We start from the raw sequence: 19,197 nt of genomic DNA, 5'->3' as shown, positions 1-19,197 counted from the left end.
GCCATGAACGACAACCGCGCCCCCCAGACTTTCGGCCGCGAGGAGCACGAGGAGCGCAGCTACTGGCTGAACCGGCTCTCCACCGCCCGGCCCACGGCCCGCCTGACGCTGGACTACGAGCAGGCCCCCACCGGGCTCGCCGGCACCGAGCGCCTCGAGCTGTCCTGGCCGGAGGACCTCTCCGCGCCGCTGGAGAAGCTCACCCAGGGCTCGCCGCTGCTGCTGTGCACGCTGCTCGTGTCGGCCACCCAGCTGTGCCTCCAGCGGTTGACGGGAGAGGCCGCCGTCGCCGTGGGCACACCCGCGCGCCGCAAGGAGGGCGTCACGGGCCGCGCGCCCAACGCCGTCACCCTCACCGCCGAGCCGTTGCCTCAGCACTCGGTGAAGGAGCTGCTGCTCCACACGCGCGAACGGATGCTGGAGGCGTACGGCAAGCAGGGCTACCCCATCGAGCGGCTGCTGGCGGACCTCGGACTGGAGCCGGGCCAGGGGCGATTCCCCCTCTTCGGCGTGGCGCTCGAGCTGGAGGGCTTCCACGAGCCGCTGCCCGACCTGGGCGTGGAGCTCACCCTGCGCGTCGCCAAGGCCACTGCGGGCCTGCGCGTGGCGCTGGAGTTCCCCCGCACCATGCTCGCCGAGGACAGCGTGCGCGCCTTCGGTGGCCACCTGCTCTCCGTGCTGCGCTTCCTGACGAAGGACACCGCGGCCCCGCTGCGGGACTTGCGGCTCGACACGGGCGAGGCCCATGCCGCCGGGCCCTGGGACACTGGGACGCAGGCCCCGTCGCTCTTCCCGGCTCTCTTCGCCGAGCAGGCCGCGCGCACCCCGGATGCGGTGGCGCTCGCGCGGGGCACCGAGCGGATGACGTACGCGCAGTTGCAGCAGGCCGCCACCCGGCTGGCCCGGCACCTCCAGTCGCTGGGCGTCGGGCCCGAGGTGCGCGTGGCCACCTTCCTGGAGCGCTCGTTCGACCAGGTGGTGGCGGTGCTCGGCATCCTCGCGGCCGGGGGCACCTATGTGCCGACGGACCCGTCCTGGCCCTCCGAGCGGCTGCGGCGCATGTTGGAAGACGCTCGCCCCGGCGCGCTGGTGACGCACGAGCGCGCAGGTGCGCTCCCGGTGGTGCCCGGCTCGCTGCCCACGGTGTGGATGGACCGCGAGCGTGACGCGCTCGCCCGGGTGAGCACCGAGCCCGTGTCCGCGGGCATCGGCCCCGACAGCGTGGCCTACGTCATCTTCACCTCCGGCTCCACGGGCCGACCTCGCGGCGTGCAGGTGACGCACCGGGGCCTGTCGAGCCTCGTGGAGGCCCAGCGGCGCGTGTACGGGCTCGGGGCCAGCGACAGGTGCCTCCAGTTCGCCTCGTGCAGCTTCGACGCCTCCATCTATGAGCTGACGCTCGCACTCGGCGCGGGCGCCACGCTGGTGGTGGCCTCGCGCGACGAGGTGCTGCCCGGCGCTCCCCTCACCCGGCTGATGCGGGAGGAGTCCCTCACCGCGGCCACGCTCCCGCCCACGGCCCTGGGGGTCATGGACGCGGCGGACTTCCCCTCGCTGCGCACGCTGATGGTGGCGGGCGAGGCGTGCCATGCCTCGCAGGTGGTGGCCTGGGCTCCCGGGCGCCGCTTCTTCAACGCCTACGGCCCCACCGAGACGACTGTCTGGGCCACCGTGGCCGCCTGCACCGCCGATGGGCGCCGTCCCGCCATCGGGCAGGCCGTTCCCGCGATGCGCAACTGGGTGCTGGACGCGTCGCTGCGGCCCGTGCCCCTCGGCGCTCCCGGGGAGCTGTACCTCGCGGGCCCCGCCCTCGCGCGCGGCTACCTGGGCGCTCCGGACGTCACGGCCGATCGCTTCATCCCGGACCCCTTCTCGCGCGAGCCGGGTGCACGGCTGTACCGCACGGGAGACCGCGTGCGCCAGCGCGCCTCGGGTGAGCTGGAGTTCCTCGGCCGCGTGGACCGGCAGGTGAAGATCCGCGGCCACCGGATTGAACCCGGAGAGCTGGAGGCCGTGCTCGCGGCCCACCCGGGCGTGCAGGAGGTGGCGGTGGTGCCGCGCGAGGACACGCCGGGAGAGACGCGCCTGGTGGCCTACGTGGTGGCCCGGCCCTCGCAACCGCTGGAGGCAGTGGAGCTGCGCGCCTTCGCCGCCACGCGGCTGCCCGAGGCGCTCGTCCCCTCCACCTTCGTGCAGCTCCCCGCGCTGCCGCTCTCGCCCAACGGCAAGGTGGACCGCGCCGCCCTGCCCGCTCCCGCTCCCGCCGCGCGCACGGGCGCCGAGGCTCCGCGCACGCCCGTGGAGGAGGTGCTCGCCACGCTCTGGGCCGAGGTGCTCGGCGTGCCGCGCGTGGGCCGGACGGACAACTTCTTCGAGCTGGGCGGACACTCGCTGCTGGCCACGCGCGTCATGTCCCGCATCGCCGAGGCTTTCGGCGTGGAGCTGCCGCTGCGCAAGCTCTTCGAGGCTCCCACCCTGGAGGGCCAGGCCGCCCTCATCGAGTCCACCCGGAGGGGAGGCGCCCGGCCTCCGCCCGCGCTGGAGCGCGTGTCCCGGAGCGGGCCGCTGCCGCTGTCCTTCGCTCAGCAGCGCATGTGGTTCCTCGCGCAGCTCGAGCCCGACAGCCCCTTCTACAACACCCCCGCCGCCGTGCGGCTGCGCGGGCCCCTGGACGTGACGGCGCTCCAGCGCGCGCTGGAGGAGATCGTCCGCCGCCATGAAGTGCTGCGTACCACCTTCACCCCCGTGGACGGTGAGCCACGCCAGCGGATTGCCCCCACGCTCGCCCTGCCGCTGCCCGTGGAGGACCTGACGGCGCTGCCCGAGGCCGAGCGCGAGGCCGAGGCCGTACGCCGGGCCACCCTCGAGGCCCAGCGTCCCTTCGACCTGGAGCACGGGCCGGTGCTGCGCGCCTCCCTGCTGGCGCTCGGGCCCCAGGACCACGTGGTCCTCTTCACCCTGCACCACATCGTCTCGGACGGCTGGTCCATCAGCGTGGTGCTGCGCGAGCTGTGGTCGCTCTACGACGCCTTCCACGAGGGCCGGCCCTCCCCGCTGCCCGAGCTGACGGTGCAGTACGCGGACTATGCCGCCTGGCAGCGGAAGTGGCTGGAGGAGCCGGCACCGGGCGAGCGCTCGGAGCTGGAGCGGCAGCTGGGCTGGTGGCGCGAGCGGCTCGACGGCAGCCCGCGCGAGGTGGCCCTGCCCTTCGACAGGCCGAGGCCGGCGGTGCGCTCGCACCGGGGCGCCCACGTCACGCGCGAGTTGCCCGCGGAGCTGCTCGCCGCGCTCCACACGCTGGGCCGGCAGGAGGGCGCCACGCTCTTCATGGTGCTGCTGGCGGCCTTCCAGGCGGTGCTCTCGCGCACGGGCGGACAGGAGGACGTGGCCGTGGGCACGCCGGTGGCCAACCGCCGTCACCCCGCGCTGGAGAGTCTCATCGGCTTCTTCGTCAACACGCTGGTGCTGCGCACGGACCTGTCCGGCAACCCCACCTTCCGCGAGCTGCTGGGCCGCGTGCGCGACACCACGCTGGGGGCCTCGGCGCACCAGGACGTGCCCTTCGAGAAGCTGGTGGAGGCGCTGCGGCCCGAGCGGGACATGGGCTACGCGCCGCTCTTCCAGGTGCTCTTCGTGCTGCAGAACGCGGCCCCGCTGCGCCTGGAGCTGCCGGGGCTCTCCATGCAGGCGCTGGACTTCCAGCACGGCACCTCGAAGTTCGACTTGCAGCTGTACGCGGCGGAGGTGGAGGGGCGGCTCGTCACGCACCTCGTCTATGCCACGGATCTGTTCGACGCGCCCACCGCGGGGCGGCTGCTCTCCGGGCTGGAGGCGGTGCTGCGCACGGTGGTGGAGGATCCGCAGCGCCCGCTGCTGGCCCTGGAGTTGCTCACCGAGGCCGAGCGCGAGCAGCAGCGCCAGCAGGAGGCCCAGCGCCAGGAGGCCAGCCGCAAGCGTCTGCGCGCGGTGAAGCCCAAGGCGGTGAAGGTGGAGACGTCCGCCGGGCCCGAGCTGCCCGCGATCCTCACCCCGCCCTCCGCCCTGTCCGAGGCCCGCGCATGGCTGCGGTCCGGGCGCGAGGAGCTGCTGGAGCGGCTGCGGCGGCACGGAGCGCTGCTCTTCCGCGGGGTGTCGGTGGCCTCGCTGGAGGACTTCGAGCAGCTCATCCGCGAGCTGACGCCGGAGCTGCTGGACTACACGAATGGCTCCACGCCGCGCACGCGGGTGGGCGGCAAGGTGTACACGTCCACCGAGTACCCGGCGGACCAGAGCATCCCCTTGCACTGCGAACTGGCGTACGCGCGCGAGTGGCCGCTCAAGCTGTGGTTCCACTGCATGGTGGCTCCGGCCCGTGGCGGTGAGACGCCCCTGGCCGATGCGCGCCGGGTGCTGGAGCTCATCCGCCCAGAGGTGCGCCAGCGCTTCGCGGAGCAGGGCGTCATGTACGTGCGCAACTACCGGGGCGGCGGGGACCTGGACCTGTCGTGGCAGGCGGCCTTCCAGACGCAGGACAAGGCCGAGGTGGCCCGCTACTGCGAGCGCGAGGGCATTGCCTACGAGTGGCGAGGCGAGGACTGGCTGTGCACGCGGCAGGTGTGCCAAGCGGTGGCCCGCCACCCGGAGACGGGCGAGGAGGTGTGGTTCAACCAGGCGCACCTCTTCCACATCTCCAGCCTGGCGCCCGAGGCACGCGAGGCGCTCACCACGCTGATGCGCCCGGAGGATCTGCCGCGCAACGCGTACTACGGGGACGGCTCGCCGCTAGAGGACGAGACGCTCGCGGAGGTGCGTGAGGCCTTCCGGAAGGCCCAGGTGAGCTTCCCCTGGCAGGCGGGGGACGTGCTCCTGGTGGACAACATGAAGGTGTCACACGGGCGGGCGCCCTTCGAGGGATCGCGCCGGGTGGTGGTGGCCATGGCCGAGCCCTTCCGGGGCCCGGACACGAAGCGGAACACGGGGACGTGATGAGCAGCGAGCTGGTCGGCTTTCCTCTCTCGCAGCAGCAGCAGCGGCTGTGGCAACTCCAGCAGCGCGGGGGCGCGTTGCGCGCGTGGTGCGCGGTGCGCGTGCGTGGGACGCTCGGGGCGTCGGCGCTGCGAGAGCGGCTGGAGGCGCAGGTGGCGCGCCATGACATCTTCCGCACCACCTTCCACGCCGTGCCGGGGCAGGAGGTGCTGCAGGTGGTGGCCGAGCAGGGGGCGGCGCGGTGGCGCGAGCTGGACCTGCGCGGCCTGACACCCCAGGCGCAGCAGGAGCGGCTGGAGGAGGCCTTCGCGGAAGAGGAGCGCGCGCCGTACGAGGCACGGCGGGACGCTCCGCTGCGGGCCACGCTCGCGCACCTGTCGGACACGGAGCGCGTGCTGGTGCTGGGGCTGCCCTCGCTATGCGGGGACGCGGGCACGCTGCGCAACCTGGTGGCCGCGCTGGCTGCGGGAGGCGAGCCGGACGAGGAGCCGGTGCAGTACGCCCAGTTCGCGGACTGGCAGCGGGAGCTGTTGGAGGAGCAGAGCGAGGAGGCGCGTGGAGCCCGGGCCCATTGGCGCCGGCAGGAGGAGACGCCGGAGCCTCGGCTGCCGCTGGAGCGCGAGGCCCCCGAGGGCCCCTTCCAGCCAGGGACGGTGGCGGTGGCGCTGGACGCGCGGCTGGAGGCTGGAGTGGCCGGGCTGGCGAGGCGCCACGGCGTCACGCCCGAGTCCGTGCTGCTGGCCTGCTGGTCGCTGCTGCTGTGGAGGCTGTCGGGCCAGGGCGAGCTGGCGGTGGCGGTGGGGCTGGAGGGCCGGACGCTGGAGGACTTGAGGGATGCGCTGGGGCCCTTCGCGCGCGCGGTGCCGGTGCGCCTGCGCGTGGATGGACGGCGCCCGCCGCGCTTCCCCGCGCTGCTCGCGCAGGTGGGCGAGTCGTTGAAGACGGCGGAGCGGTGGCAGGACCACGCGGGCGCGTTGGAGACGCCAGTGCCCGCCTGGCAGTTCGAGCTGCATGCCCCCTGGGAGCCAGGGGCGAAGGGCGGCGTCACGCTGTCGCTGCTGCGGCTGCGCTGCCATGCCGAGCCCTTCCGGCTGAAGCTGTCGGTGCTGCGCCGCGAGGACGGGCTCGTCGCCGAGTTGCACCACGACCCGAGGCGCCTCATGCCCGAGGCCGTGCGCCAGCTGGCCGAGGGATTGGTGGCGGTGGTGGAGAGCGTGGTGCGCGAGCCGGGCCTGCCGGTGGACGCGGTGGAGGTGCTTGGCGAGGCGATGCGCCGGCAGGTGCTGCGGGAGTGGAGCGGCGCGAGCACGCTGGCGCCCGAGGAAGCGGGTGAGCCGGTACACGTGCTCGTGGCGCGGCGCGCGGCCGAGACGCCGGAGCAGCCCGCGGTGGAGGGCGGCGGCGAGGTCCTCACCTGGGGAGAGCTGGAGACGCGCGCCAACCAGCTCGCGCGGCGGCTGCGGGCGCTGGGCGCGGGACCGGACGCGGTGGTGGGCCTGTGCCTGGAGCGCACACCTCGGTTGGCGGTGGGCGTGCTGGGCATCCTCAAGGCGGGCGCCGCGTGGCTGCCGCTGGATCCGTCCTACCCGCCCGAGCGCCTGGCCTTCATGCTCGAGGATGCGCGCGCGGGCTGGCTCGTCGCGGAGGAGCGCACCACGGGCCTTCTTCCCGGGGAGCTTCCCCGGGTGCTGTTGGATGGAGACGCGGGCGCCGCTCCGGCCGGTGAGACGCCCGAGCCGGTGAGCCAGCCCGGGAGTCTCGCCTACGTCATCTATACGTCCGGCTCCACGGGCCGGCCCAAGGGCGTGGCCCTGACGCACGCGGGCCTGGGTCACTACGTGCGCGAGCTCGGCGCGAGGCTCGGGCTGACGGCGGGGGACGTGTACGTCCACACCGCGTCCATCTCCTTCTCCTCCTCGGTACGCCAGCTCCTCACGCCGCTGGTGGCCGGGGCGCGGGTGCTGCTCGCCACGAGCGACGAGGTGAGGGACCCGTTGCGCCTGCTGGAGCGCGTGGCCGAGCGCGGTGGCACCGTGCTGGACCTGGTGCCCTCGTACTGGCGCACGGTGGTGCAGGCGCTGTCCGAGGCCTCCGAGCCCGTGCGCGCGCGGCTGCCAGGCGCGCAATTGCGGCTGCTCGTCTCCGCGAGCGAGCCCCTGCCGGCGGACCTGCCTCGGGCGTGGACGCAGGTGACGGGACACCCGGCGCGGCTGGTGAACATGGCCGGGCAGACGGAGACCACGGGCATCGTCAGCCTCCAGCCGCTGGAGGACGTGCGGGACCTGGCGGGCACGGTGCCGGTGGGCCGCTCGCTGCCGGGGCTGGAGCAGTACGTGTTGGACGAGCGGCTGCGGGCCGTGCCTCCGGGAGTGGACGGCGAGCTGTACATCGGCGGGCCCACGCTGGCACGCGGTTACCTGGGGAAGGCGGAGCTGACGGCGGAGCGCTTCGTGCCGCACCCCTTCGCCACGCGGCCGGGAGCGCGGCTGTACCGCACGGGAGACCTAGCGCGGTGGAGGCCGGACGGGACGCTGGAGCTGCGGGGCCGGGCGGACGAACAGGTGAAGATCCGCGGCATGCGGGTGGAGCCGGGCGAGGTGGAGCAGGTGCTGCGCCGGCACGCGGCGGTGCGCGAGTGCGTGGTGGTGGCGCGCGAGGACGTGCCGGGCGAGCGGCGTCTGGTGGCCTACGTGGTGACACGGGCGCCGGCTCCGGAGACGGAGGAGCTGCGGACCTTCACACGGGACGCGCTGCCCGCGTACCTGGTGCCCGCGGCGGTGGTGAGGCTGGAGGCCCTGCCGCGCACGCCGACGGGGAAGGTGGATCGGCGCGCGCTGCCCGCGCCGGAGCAGGCCGAGGCGCGAGCGTGGGAGGCTCCGCGCACGCCCACGGAGCGGACGCTGGCCTCCATCTGGAGTGAGGTGCTGCGGCGCGAGCGCGTGGGAGCGGGGGACCACTTCTTCCGCACGGGCGGACACTCGCTGCTGGCCATGCAGGTGGTGGCGCGCATGCAGCGAAACTTCGAGCGGGAAATCCCCGTGCGGGCCCTCTTCGAGCACCCGGTGCTGCGGGAGCTGGCCCACTACGTCGACGCCCTGCCCGCGAGCAGTGGCCACGGCGTGCCTCCGCTGGTGCGAGCGCCGCGCGGAGAGGCCCTGGTGGCCTCATATGCGCAGGAGCGGCTGTGGCTGCTGGACCGGCTGGAGCCGGGGAGCCCGCGCTACAACATTCCCGCCGCTGTGCGCCTCACTGGGCCTCTGGACGGGAGCGCGCTGTGGCGGAGCCTCGAGGAGCTGCTGCGCCGCCACGAGGCGCTGCGCACTACGTTCGCCGAGGTGGAGGGCCGCCCCGTACAGCACTTCCTCTCCGGGGTGGAGTTGCCCTTCCGTGAGGTGGATCTGTCGGGGCTGCCCGCGTCCGAGCGCGAGGCGGCACTCCGGGAGGAGGTCCTCCGGGAAGCCCAGGCCTCGTTCGAGCTGTCGAAGGGTCCGCTCGTGCGCGCCGCGCTCTGGCGCCTGGGAGCCTCGGAGCACGTGGCGGTACTGACGATGCACCACATCGTCTCGGATGGCTGGTCCATCGGCGTGCTCGTGCGCGAGCTGGCGGCGCTCTATGAGTCCTTCTGTGCGGGACGCCCCTCGCCGCTGGCGGAGCTGTCCGTGCAGTACGCGGACTTCGCGGTGTGGCAGCGGGGCTGGCTGACGGGCGAGGTGTTGGAGCGGCAGCTCGCGTGGTGGCAGGAGCGGCTGGCCGGCACGCCCGCGCTGGAGCTGCCCACGGACCACCCCCGGCCGCCGGTGCAGACGTCCCGCGGGGCCCGGTACACCTTCACGCTGCCCGGAGCGCTAGGACGCGAGCTGGAGGCAGTGGCGCGGCGCGAGGGTGTCACGCCCTTCATGGTGTTGATGGCGGGCTTCCAGGTGCTGCTGGCGAGGTACTCGGGGCAGGACGACCTGGCCGTGGGCACGCCGATCGCCAACCGGAGCCGGCGCGAGTTGGAAGGGTTGGTGGGCTTCTTCGTCAACACGCTGGTGCTGAGGGCGCGGCTGTCGGGCACGCCGCATGGGCGCGAGCTGCTCCAGCGCGTGCGGGAGATGGCGCTGGGAGCCTACGCGCACCAGGACGTGCCCTTCGAGAAGCTCGTGGAGCGGTTGGCGCCGGAGCGGGACCTGAGCCGGACGCCGCTCTTCCAGGCGATGTTCGTGCTGCAGAACGTGCCGACGCAGGCCCTGCGGCTCCCCGGGCTGACGCTGCAGCCGCTGGAGACAGACACCGGCGCCACGCGCTTCGACCTGACGCTCACGATGGCGGAGTCGGAAGGCACGCTGGCGGGCTCCTTCGAGTACAACGCGGACCTGTTCGAGGCGGGCACGGTGGCGCGCATGGCCGGCCACTTCACGCGCTTGCTGGAAGGCCTCACCGCTCACCCCGAGCGGCCCGTCCACCTGCTGCCCCTGCTCTCCTCCGAGGAGCATCAGGCGCTTCTCGTCGACTTCAACCGCACCGGCGGTCCGGCTCCGTTCGTTCCGGTGCACCAGCGCTTCCTCGCCCTCGCGCGGCAGCGGCCCGACGCTCCGGCTCTCGTGTACGGGCAGCAGACGGTTGGTTACGGGGAGCTGGCCGCTCGCTCGCTCGCCCTGGCTTCCGTCCTTCGCCGCCACGGTGTCGGCCCCGAGTCCCTCGTCGGCCTCTTCCTCGAGCGCGAGCCCTCCTGCGTCGTCTCCCTGCTCGCCATCCTCCACTGCGGCGCCGCCTTCCTGCCGCTGGACACCGCTTCTCCTCCCCAGCGCCTGTCCCTCATGGTGGCCCAGGCCCGCCTGCGCCTCGTCGTCACCACTCCGGAGCTGGCCTCCCGTCTGCCCGAGGGCTTGCGCACTGTCTGGGCGCATGAGGCCGGTGAGGCTTTGTCCCCGGTGGACGTGTCCCCCGAGTCGCTGGCCTACGCCATCTTCACCTCGGGCTCCACCGGCACGCCCAAGGCCGTCCTCCTCTCCCACTCTGGCCTGTGCAACCTCGCCCAGGCCCAGGTGTCCGGCTTTGGCTTGAGTGCCACCAGCCGCACCCTCCAGTTCGCCTCCCTCTCCTTCGACGCCGCCGTCTCTGAGATTTTCACCTCCCTCACCTCCGGCGCCTGTCTCGTCTTCGCCCCTCGCGAGGCCCTGCTCGGTGACGCCCTCGTGCGCACCCTGCGCGAGCAGCACGTCACCACCGTCACCCTTCCTCCCGCCGTCCTCTCCCTCCTGTCCCCCGAGGGCCTGGAGGAGTTGCGCACCGTCGTCTCCGCCGGTGAGGCCTGTCCTCCCAACGTCCTGGCCCGCTGGGCCTCCGGCCGCACCCTCCTCAACGCCTACGGCCCCACCGAGTCCACCGTCTGCGCCACCATGTCCGAGGCCCCCGTGCTCGCCTCCGGCCATGTCTCGCTCGGCCGTCCTCTTCCCGGCCTCCAGGTGTTTGTCCTCGACGCGCACCTGCAGCCGGTGCCCGTTGGCGTCACCGGGGAACTCTTCCTCTCCGGTGCGGGCCTCGCCCGTGGCTACCTCGGCCTGCCCTCCCTCACCGCCGAGCGCTTCCTTCCTCATCCCTTCGCTTCCGAGCCCGGTGCCCGCCTCTACCGCACCGGTGACGCCGCCCGCTTCCTGCCCGACGGCTCCCTGGAGTACCTCGGCCGCCTCGACTCCCAGGTGAAGCTGCGTGGCTTCCGGATTGAATTGGGCGAAGTGGAATCCGCGCTGTCGCAGCACGCCTCCGTCCACGCCTGCGTGGCCCTCGTGCGCGAGGACTCCCCGGGTGACAAGCGGCTGGTGGCCTATGTCGTCCCCCACTCCGGCCAGCCCCTGGAGGCGCACGCCCTGCGCGCCTTCCTCCAGCAGCGCCTGCCCGAGTACATGGTGCCCGCCGCCTTCGTCTCGCTCTCCGCTCTGCCGCTCTCCTCCAACGGCAAGGTGGACAAGAAAGCCCTGCCTCCTCCCGAGGCTCCCGCCAGCACGGACACCTACGTCGCCCCGCGCACGCCCACCGAGGAGCGCCTCGCCTCCCTCTGGGCCCAGGTGCTCCGCGTCGAGCGCGTGGGTCTCCACGACGACTTCTTCGCCCTCGGCGGACACTCGCTGCTGGCCACCCAGCTCATCTCCCGCGTCCGTGCCGCCTTCGGCATCGAGCTGCCCGTCCGCTCCTTCTTCGAGGCTCCCACCGTCTCCGCCCTCGCGCGGCGCATCCAGCAGGCCTCGCTCGCGAGTGCGCCTCCGCTGCGCCTCGCCTCGCGCGCGGGGCCGCTGCCGCTCTCCTTCGCGCAGCAGCGCCTCTGGTTCCTCCACCAGCTCGAGCCCGCATCCGCCGCCTACAACATCCCCTTCGCCCTCCGGCTCTCCGGCCCGCTCGATACCGGAGCCCTGCGACGGAGCCTCGATGAGATCGTCCGCCGTCACGAGGCCCTGCGCACCACCTTCGCCGAGGCCGATGGCCGTCCCGTGCAGGTCATCCCGCCCCACCGCCCGCTAGAGCTGCGCGAGGTGGAGCTCTCCCGCCTGCCCTCCTCCGAGCGGGACGCGGAGCTGCAACGCCACCTCCAGCACGAAGCCCAGGCACCGTTCGATCTCTCCCGCGGGCTGATGCTCCGGGCGTCCCTGCTGCGGCTGGCTCCCGAGGAGCACGTGGCGCTCGTCACCGTGCACCACATCGCCTCGGATGGCTGGTCCATCGGAGTGCTCGTCCGCGAGCTGGCCGCGCTCTACGAGGCCTTCTGCGCGGGCCGTCCCTCCCCGCTGCCCGAGCTGCCCGTGCAGTACGCCGACTTCGCCGCGTGGCAGCGCGAGTGGCTCTCCGGTGAGACGCTGGCCGCGCAGCTCGGCTGGTGGAAGCAACAGCTCCAGGGTGCCCCCGCCGCGCTCGAGCTGCCCACTGACAGGCCGCGCCCCGCCGTCCAGTCCTCGCGCGGAGCGAAGTGCGCGTATGCGCTGCCTGGGCCGCTCGCCGCCGGGCTCGGGGAGCTGTCACGCCGCGAGGGCGTCACGCTCTTCATGACGTTGCTGGCCGCCTTCCAGACTCTGCTGCACCGCTACAGCGGCAGCCAGGACGTCGTGGTGGGCACGCCCATCGCCAACCGCACCCATGCGGAGACGGAAGGCCTCATTGGATTCTTCGTCAACACGCTCGCCCTGCGCGCGCGCTTCGACGGAGCGCCCTCCTTCCGCACCCTGCTGCAACGTGTCCGCGAGGCCTCGCTCGGTGCGTACGCGCACCAGGATCTCCCCTTCGAGCGGCTCGTCGAGGAGCTCGCGCCTCAGCGTTCCCTGGGGCGGACGCCGCTCTTCCAGGTGCTGTTCGTGCTGCAGAACACCCCCACGGGGCAGCTCCAGCCCGCGGGCCTCACGTTGAGCCCCCTGGAGACGCATGGGGGCACCGCCCGCTTCGACCTGACGTTGTCGCTAGCGGAGACCGGAGCGGGCCTCGAGGGCTCGCTGGAGTACAGCACCGACCTGTTCGACGAGAGCACCGTGCGCCGCATGCTCGGGCACTTCTCGCAGCTGCTCGCCTCCATCGTCGCGCACCCGGACTGGCCCGTCTCCCGCCTGCCCCTCCTCCCGGAAGACGAGCTGCGCCAGCTCCTCGTCTCCGTCTCCGGGGCCCGCTCGGAGCGGCCGTCCACGTCCTTCCTGCGCCTCGTGCACCAGCAGGCCGCGCTCCACCCCGAGGCCCTGGCCGTCGTCTCCGAGGGCGAGTCCCTCACCTACGCCCAGCTCACCCGGCGTGCGCACCAGCTCTCCTGGCACCTGCGCTCCCTCGGCGTCTCGCAGGACTCCGTGGTCGCGCTCTGTCTCGAGCGCTCCAGCCACATGGCCATCGCCCTCCTCGCGTCGCTCGAGGCCGGCGCCGCCTACCTCCCGCTCGACCCCGCCTACCCCCAGCAGCGCCTGGACTTCATGCTCCAGGACTCCGGCGCCTCGCTCGTCCTCTCCCAGCGCCACCTCGCCGCCTCGCTGCCGTCCTCCGCTCGCGTCCTGATCATGGAGGAGTTGGGTGAGGCGCTCTCCGGTAGCCCCACCACCGCTCCGGTGGAGGACCCGCCCGCCGACAGCCTCGCCTACGTCATCTACACCTCGGGCTCCACGGGCACGCCCAAGGGTGTCGCCATGCGGCACGGCGCCCTCGCCAACCTCATCCACTGGCAGCTGGAGCGCTCGCCGCTCCCTTCCGCCACCACCCTCCAGTTCGCTCCCCTCTCCTTCGACGTCTCCTTCCAGGAGTGCTTCTCCACCTGGGCCTCCGGCGGCACGCTCGTCCTGGCGCCGCCCGCCCTGCGCCGGGAGCCCGCCGCGCTGCTGCGCTTCCTCGCCGCACACCGCGTCCAGCGCCTCTTCCTTCCCTTCGTCGCCCTCCAGCAGCTCTCCCAGGCCGCGCACGAGGTGGAGGCCCTGCCGCCCCTCGTGGAAGTCATCACCGCGGGCGAGCAGCTCCAGGTGACGCCCGCCCTCGTCTCCTTCTTCCAGCGGATGCCCGGCTGCGTCCTCGACAACCAGTACGGGCCCTCCGAGACGCACGTCGTCTCCGCCTTCCGCCTCTCGGGCAATCCCTCTCAATGGCCGGCCCTTCCGCCCATCGGCCAGCCGCTGCCCGGCACGCAGTTGCTCGTCCTCGATGCGCACTTCCAGCCCTGTCCCGCGGGCGTCCCCGGAGAGCTATTCCTCGGTGGCACCGCGCTTTCTCGCGGCTACCTCGGACGGCCGGCCCTCAGCGCCGAGCGCTTCATTCCCCACCCTTTCGCCTCCGAGCCCGGCGCGCGCCTCTACCGCACCGGTGACGCTGCCCGCCTGCTGCCAGGCGGCGATGTCGAGTTCCTCGGCCGCCTCGACTCCCAGGTGAAGTTGCGCGGCTTCCGCATCGAGCTGGGCGAGGTGGAGACCGCGCTCCAGCAGCACCCTTCCGTCCACCAAGCCGCCGCCTCCATCCGCGAGGACTCCCCGGGTGACAGGCGTCTCGTCGCCTACGTCGTCCCCGCCCAGGGGCAGACGCCGGACGCCGCCACCCTGCGCGCCTCCCTGCTGCAGCGGATGCCCGACTACATGGTGCCCGCCGCCTTCGTCGTGCTGCCGTCCTTCCCGCTCACCCCCAGCGGCAAGGTGGACAAAAAGGCCCTTCCCGCTCCGGACTCGGGCGCCCTGGCTCGTACGCCGTCGCGTCCGCCTCAATCCCAGACGGAGGTCACCCTCGCCTCGCTCTGGACGCAGCTCCTCGGCCTCTCCAGCCTCGGCGCGCAGGACGACTTCTTCGCCCTCGGCGGACACTCGCTGCTGGCCACCCAGCTCGCTTCCCGCATCCGCTCCACCTTCCATGTGGAGCTGCCCCTGCGTGCCCTCTTCGAGGCGCCTACCCTCGAAGCACTCGCCTCCCGCATCGACGCGCTCGCCGCCTCGCCGCGTCCCGCGCAGCTTCCGCCTCCTGTCCCCGTTCCCCGCTCGGGGCCGCTGCCGCTGTCCTTCTCGCAGCAGCGCCTCTGGTTCCTCCACCAGCTCGAGCCCCAGTCGCCGGCCTACAACCTGCCCTTCGCGCTGCGGCTCACCGGCGGGCTCGACACCGAGGCGCTCCAGCGCAGCCTGGACGAGCTGCTCCGCCGCCACGAGTCGCTGCGCACCACCTTCGCCTCCCACGAGGGCCGGCCCGTCCAGGTCATCGCGCCCTCGCTGCGGCTGCCACTGTCCCTCTCGGATCTCTCCTCGCTGCCCGCCTCCGAGCGGGAACAGGCCATCTCCCAACGCCTCTCCGAGGAGGCCCGCAAGCCCTTCGACGTCGCCCGAGGCCCCCTGCTGCGCGCCGCGCTGCTGAAGCTCGGCCCCGAGGAGCACATCGGCCTCTTCACCCTGCACCACCTCGTCTCCGACGGCTGGTCCATCGGCGTCCTCGTGCGCGAGCTGGCGGCGCTCTACGGGGCCTTCCACACCGGCCGCGCCTCGCCGCTGCCCGAGCCCGCCATCCAGTACGCCGACTTCGCCTCCTGGCAGCGCGAGCACCTCGCGGGCCCCGTCCTCACGGCGCAGCTCGACTGGTGGAAGCAGCAGCTCACGCCCCTGCCCGAGCCGCTGCGGCTGCCCACCGACCGGCAGCGTCCGCCCGTGCAGACGTCCCGAGGCCGGCGCGTGCCCTTCCTGCTCGCCCCGGAGCTGGCCACGCGGCTGGAGGCCCTGGCCCAGCGCGAGGGGGCCACCCTCTTCATGGTGTTGCAGGCGGCGCTCGACGTCCTGCTCTACCGCCATGGCGCGGGCACGGACATCACGGTGGGCACGCCCATCGCCAACCGCACACGTGCCGAAGTCGAGCCGCTCATCGGCCTGTTCATCAACACGCTCGTCATGCGGGTGGACGTGTCCGGCCAGCCCACCTTTCGCGAGCTGCTCGGCCGCGTGCGCGAGGTGGCGCTCGGCGCCTATGCCCACCAGGACGTGCCCTTCGACAAGCTGGTGGAGGAGCTCACGCCCACGAGGGATCCGAGCCGCACGCCGCTCTTCCAGGTAATGCTGGTGCTGCAGAATGCCCCGCTGCGTCCGTTGGAGCTGCCCGGGCTGCGCCTGCAGCCGCTGGAGATGGAGACCGGCGCGGCGAGCTTCGAGCTGACCTTCACCTTCACCCCGACGGAGAGCGGGCTCGGGGGCTCGCTCGAGTACAACAGCGATCTCTTCCACCCCGGCACCGCGGCCAGCCTCGTGGAGCCCCTGCGCACGCTGCTCGAGGGAATCACCGCGCAACCCGAAACGCCCATCTCCCGTCTGCCGCTGATGACGGCCGGGGAGCGGTCGCGGCTGCTGCGCGAGTGGAGCCACGGCGCGCCCCTGCCGGCGCACCTGCCGCTGGCCCACGAGCGCATCGAGGCGCATGCGGCCCGCACACCCTCGGCACTGGCCGTCGTGTCCGATCAGGGCACGCTCACCTACGGAGAGCTGGACGCACGGGCGCAGCGGCTCGCCGCGCGGCTCCGGGCGCTGGGCGTGGGGCCTGACACCTTCGTGGGTCTGGCCGCGGAGCGCTCGCTGGAGATGGTGGTGGGCGTGCTCGGCGTGCACAAGGCCGGTGGCGCCTACGTGCCGTTGGATCCACGCCTGCCGCGCGAGCGCCTCGCCCTCATCGTCGAGGATGCACGGCCCCGGGTCGTGCTCGCCACGCGGCAGCAGGCGGACCTGTTCGGGAGCGGGATCACGCTCGTGTACCTGGACGATCCCGAGCTGCTCACCGGGCCCGTGCCCACGCGCGCGCCGTCCCCGCCTCCCGAGAGCACCGCCTACGTCATCTACACCTCGGGCTCCACGGGCCGTCCCAAGGGCACGCTGATTCCCCACGGCTCGCTGGCGGCCTACGTCGAGGCGATGTGCACCACCTACGGCTTCACTTCGGAGGAGCGGGTTCTGCAGACCGCCTCGCTCGGCTTCGACACCAGCGTGGAGGAGATCTTCTGCACGCTGGGCATTGGCGCGAGGCTCTACCTGCGCACCGAGGAGATGACGGGCTCGGTGGCCGAGCTCTTCCGGCGCACGGAGGAGTGGGGGCTGACGGTGCTGGACCTACCCACCTCGCTCTGGCACGAGGTCGTGCTGGCGCTCGACGTGACGGGGGCGCGGCTGCCCGCCTCGGTGCGTCAGGTGATCATCGGCGGAGAGCGCGCGGCTCCCGAGCGCGTGGCGAAGTGGCTGGCGCGGGTGGACCCCGAGGTGCAGCTCATCAACGCCTACGGCCCCACCGAGGCCACGGTGTCGGCCACCCTGAGAGATCTCACGCGCCAGCCTCCGGAGGAAGGCGTGACGGAGGTGCCCATCGGCCAGCCCATCCCGGGAGCCGAGGCGTACGTGCTGGACGAGCACCTGGAGCCCGTGCCGCCGCGCGTCCCAGGCGAGCTGTACCTGGGAGGGGCGCTGGCAAGAGGCTACCTATCGCAGCCCGCGCTCACCGCCGAGCGCTTCATCCCCCACCCCTTCGCCACCACGCCGGGCGCGCGGCTGTACCGCACGGGAGACCTGGTGCGGCTGCTGCCGGACGGGCACCTGGAGTACCTCGGCCGGGTGGACCGGCAGCTCAAGGTGCAGGGCTACCGGGTGGAGCCCGAGGAGGTGGAGGCGACGCTCCAGCGGCACCCGGCCGTGCGCGCCTGCGCGGTGGTGGTGCGCGAGGACGCGGCGGGGACGCGGCGGCTGGTGGGCTACTGGTCTCCCGTGGAGACGCTGGAGACGGAGCCGGACCTCAAGGCCGTCCTCGCCGGGCAACTGCCGGCGTACATGGTGCCCTCGGCGCTGGTGCGGCTCGAGCGGATGCCGCTCAACGCGAGCGGGAAGGTGGACCGGAGCGCGCTGCCCCGCGTGGAGCTCCAGCCCACCGGGGCCAAGGAGCACACGCACGTGCCGCCGCGTGACGCGGTGGAGCTGCGGCTCGCACGGCTGTGGGAGGAGGTGCTGGGCCGTCCGGTGGGCGCCACGGACGACTTCTTCGCCCTGGGCGGACACTCGCTGCTGCTGCTGCGGCTGAGCGCCCGGGTGCAGGCCGTCTTCGGCCGCGAGCTGCCCCTGGCCAGCTTCTTCCGCCACCCCACGCTGGAGCAGCTGGCCGCGGTGTTGCGCCAGGACGGCACCGAGCACGCCTCGCCGTTGGTGCCCCTGCGCGCGCGGGGCCGCCGCCGTCCGCTCTTCTGCGTGCACCCGGTGGGCGGCACCGTGGCCTGCTACGCGGAGCTCGCGCGGCGGCTGGAGGATCGGCCGCTCTACGCGCTGCAAGCCATTGGCCTGGAGGGCGAGCACGCACCGCTCACCCGGGTGGAGGACATGGCGCGCGCCTACGTGGTGGCGATGCGCGAGGTGCAGCCGTCGGGGCCGTACCTGCTGGCGGGCTGGTCCGTCGGAGGCGTGCTCGCCTTCGAGATGGCGCGGCAGCTCACCGAGGCGGGCGAGACGGTGGCCCGGGTGCTGCTGCTGGACGCGCGCGCGCCGGCCTGGGAGGACCCGGGAGGCGGGGAGGATCCGCTGGCGCGGGCCCGTGCCCAGGCGGGCGAGACGGGAGACGACTCGGCGCTGCTGGCCGCCTTCCTGCGCGAGGCGGTGGGCCCGTTGCCCGAGGAGGCGGACGCGCTGTTGCGCTCGCTCGAGCCCGCCGCGCGGCTGACGCACCTGTTGGAGCAGGCCCGGTCCCGGCACCTGTTGCCCCCGGACGTGGGAGTGCCGCAGTTGCGGCGCGTCTTCCACGTCTTCCAGGCCACCAGTGACGCGGTGGGGGCCTACCGGCCCGGGCCCTGGTCCGGGGAGCTGACGCTGCTGCGGGCCACCGGCTCGCGGCCCGCGGGCGGAGGGGACACCACCTATGGCTGGGGGGCGCTCTCCACCCACCCCGTGGCGGTGCACGACGTCGCCGGGCACCACCGCACGTTCATGGAATCACCCGAGGTGGAAGGTGTCGCCCGGGCGCTGGAAACACTTCTCGAGGAGAAAGGCCGCAACACATGAAGATGGTCCTCAACACCCCCCAGGTCATCGTCTACGACGACGTCCTGAAACCGGAGCAGTTCCAGCTGATGTGGCGCTACATGCAGAGCGTCCCCTACAAGCACGTGCACGCCGAGGGAGTGCGCGGCGTGTGGCGCCCCGAGGACGGCAACCCGATGGAGGGCCCGCGCACGGTGACCCTGGGCCTCACGCCGCCCGAGGAGATGCTGGAGGGGATGATGGCGGCCTACCCGGGCACGTCGCTCTACCCCACGCGCCAGCCCATCGACGCGCTCCTCGAGGTCATCCAGGCCCGGGCCACCGAGCACAAGGACATGCTGGGCGCGGGCGGTGAGGACTGGCTGCTCTTCTCGGCCGCGCCGTGGATCTACCCGGTGGGCTCGGGGCTCTCCTGGCACTGCGACGACGGGAAGCTCTACACGGGCGCCTTCATCTACTACGCGCACCCCGAGTGGAACGTGCAGTGGGGCGGTGAGCTGCTCATCGCGGACGAGTCCTCCAAGGGCGCGGGCAAGCTGGGCGACGAGGGCGGCGACGGGCCGCGGCGCCAGCACGTCTTCGACAACGCGCGGGAGAACGAGGAGCTGATGCGCAGCGGCCTGGGCAGCTTCATCATGCCCAAGCCCAACCGGCTCGTCTTCCTCGCGCGCGACTACCCGCACATGGTGGCCAAGGTGAGCCCGGCGGCGGGCAACCGGGTGCGCGCCTCGGTCGCGGGCTTCTTCATCCGTCCGGAGTTCCTCTTTGGAGGGGGTCAGTAGCC

3 protein-coding genes are annotated in these 19,197 nt (G+C 73.1%); all 3 read left to right on the top strand.

Features of this window, described 5'->3' with window-relative positions; all coding sequences use genetic code 11:
• The first annotated feature begins 3 nt into the window (after positions 1–3).
• Genes NR798_RS06355 through NR798_RS06345 form a run of 3 tightly spaced genes read left to right on the top strand, consistent with a single transcriptional unit; the run spans position 4 to position 19,195 of the window.
• Positions 4–4,965 carry an amino acid adenylation domain-containing protein gene (locus NR798_RS06355; protein ID WP_375770519.1) on the top strand — a complete coding sequence of 1,654 codons (4,962 nt, stop codon included), beginning with the start codon at positions 4–6 and terminating at the stop codon, positions 4,963–4,965.
• Positions 4,965–18,434 (top strand): amino acid adenylation domain-containing protein, encoded by a 13,470-nt coding sequence (locus tag NR798_RS06350; RefSeq protein ID WP_375770518.1) that lies wholly within the window; start codon positions 4,965–4,967, stop codon positions 18,432–18,434. Before NR798_RS06355 ends, NR798_RS06350 begins: the two co-directional genes overlap by 1 nt.
• Complete coding sequence (locus NR798_RS06345) at positions 18,431–19,195, top strand: 2OG-Fe(II) oxygenase (protein WP_375770517.1); 765 nt, start codon at positions 18,431–18,433, stop codon at positions 19,193–19,195. The genes NR798_RS06350 and NR798_RS06345 overlap by 4 nt, the downstream gene beginning before the upstream one ends.
• Positions 19,196–19,197: the final 2 nt, after the last annotated feature.

The sequence above is a fragment of the Archangium gephyra genome, from assembly GCF_042230915.1.
Taxonomy (GTDB): Bacteria; Myxococcota; Myxococcia; order Myxococcales; family Myxococcaceae; genus Archangium; species Archangium gephyra_B.
This window is presented reverse-complemented; position numbering and strand designations above follow the sequence as displayed.

Coding starts and splice junctions, on each gene's coding strand:
- NR798_RS06355 (WP_375770519.1), top strand. CDS start 4: ATGAACGACAACCGCGCCCCCCAGACTTTCGGCCGCGAGGAGCACGAG.
- NR798_RS06350 (WP_375770518.1), top strand. CDS start 4,965: ATGAGCAGCGAGCTGGTCGGCTTTCCTCTCTCGCAGCAGCAGCAGCGG.
- NR798_RS06345 (WP_375770517.1), top strand. CDS start 18,431: ATGAAGATGGTCCTCAACACCCCCCAGGTCATCGTCTACGACGACGTC.